A 584-nucleotide genomic window follows, 5' to 3' on the forward strand; every position below is an offset into this window, starting at 1 on the left:
TCAGTCTCTGCGTCAGAATCAGCAAGTGCCTCTGAGTCAGTTTCAACGTCAGAATCTATCTCTGTTTCAACTTCAATCTCTGAATCACTTTCAAACATTGTAAATCATTCAGAATCTGCTTCATCAAGCGTTTCAGTATCAGAGTCAGCTTCTACATCAGCATTCTTGAGTGCCTCTGAAAGCACAAGTGCTTCAACAAGTATTTCAACTTCATTGAGTACATCAGCAAGTCTTTCAGCCTCAGCATCAACAAGTGTATCTGAGTCATTGTCTGCTTCAGCGTCAGCTTCAGCGTCTGTGTCAGAATCATCAAGCACATCGGCTTCAGTCTCAGCGTCAGAATCAGCGAGTGCGTCCGCATCAGTCTCTGCCTCTGAGTCAGCAAGCACATCTGCATCAGTCTCAGCGTCAGAATCAGCAAGCGCATCCGCTTCAGCATCTGCGTCAGAATCAGCAAGCACATCTGCATCAGTCTCTGCGTCAGAATCAGCAAGTGCCTCTGAGTCAGCATCTGCGTCAGAATCAGGAAGCACATCTGCATCAGTCTCTGCATCAGAATCAGCAAGCGCATCCGCTTCAGCATC

1 pseudogene is annotated in these 584 nt (G+C 47.1%); it reads right to left on the reverse strand.

Annotated features, from left to right (window positions below):
• Window positions 1–104: 104 nt before the first annotated feature.
• Window positions 105–584, reverse strand: a pseudogene (locus HMPREF2979_RS10440) (hypothetical protein); the annotation flags it as partial.

This window comes from Streptococcus sp. HMSC078H12, from assembly GCF_001814615.1.
GTDB lineage: Bacteria > Bacillota > Bacilli > Lactobacillales > Streptococcaceae > Streptococcus > Streptococcus salivarius_F.